This window comes from Nocardiopsis codii (genome assembly GCF_036327455.1).
Taxonomy (GTDB): Bacteria; Actinomycetota; Actinomycetes; order Streptosporangiales; family Streptosporangiaceae; genus Nocardiopsis; species Nocardiopsis codii.
In genome coordinates this window covers 1-963 of the sequence record NZ_JAUZMY010000080.1, presented here as the reverse complement: position 1 = coordinate 963, position 963 = coordinate 1, and the positions used below count along the sequence as shown (strand labels likewise).

General features: G+C 57.3%; 1 protein-coding gene. It reads right to left on the bottom strand.

The window, feature by feature from the left end:
* Window positions 1-497, bottom strand: a 497-nt coding sequence (gene pstS / locus Q8791_RS31710) for a phosphate ABC transporter substrate-binding protein PstS (protein ID WP_330095546.1), incomplete at its 3' end; no start/stop codon positions are given.
* Between the last annotated feature and the right edge of the window lie 466 nt (window positions 498-963).

The window sequence follows — 963 nt, the reverse complement described above, 5'->3', positions numbered from 1 at the left end:
TCGTTGCCCTTGGCGCCGACGCCGGTGGGCCATTCAACAGCGGTCCCCTGACCAACCTTGGCCTTCCACTCAGGGCTGGCCTTGGACAGATAGTCGGTGAAGTTGAAGGTCGTTCCCGAACCGTCCGAACGACGCACCACGGTGATGGCATCGGTCGGCAGCGTCAGCTTCGGGTTCAGCTTGGCGATTGCGGGGTCGTTCCACTTGGTGACCTTGCCGAGATAGATGTCGCCCAGCAGTTCGCCGGAGAGCACCAGTTCGCCCGGCTTGATGCCTTCGAGGTTCACGACAGGCACGATCGCGCCCATCACCATCGGCCACTGAATGAGGCCATCCTTCTCGAGCTGTTCAGCCTTGAGAGGCGCGTCGGTCGCGCCGAAGGTCACGGTCTTGGCCTGAATCTGCTTGATTCCGGCGCCTGAACCGATCGACTGGTAGTTCAGACCGTTGCCGGTCTCTTTGACAGCGGTGTGACAGCGTTTACCACTCAGTAACACACGATCAAGCCATTGATTTATCAGATGAATTTAAAATCATCTATTTCGGAAGAGCGATGGATACCACACATGTTTACCCGCTTCCCTTCTAAGCAGCCGAGTGTGACAGTGCGTGGATATAATTGGCGGCAGGGTATCTGCTGCGCCAACCGCCGCACCGAGTAAGGCTCCAAGGACGATCTGCATGCCCCCGGCAAAGGGGAGTCATGGATCCAAGAACCCCGTCCTGCCCCCAGCACGCAGACCGTTGGACCCGCTCGGCGAAACCAGAGAGCTACCAGGACAGCACTTCATTTCAGGCTCGCCTGCCTGATGCCCGATGGAACTGCCTCCGCTTTCTTTCCTTTGGAATCGAACTGCTTGAGGTAGGCGACGACATCGTCAATCTGCTTTGGATCTTTCAGGCCCGGGAAAATCATCTTGGTACCCGGAATCTTGGCTTTTGGATCCTTGATGTATTCCCGGA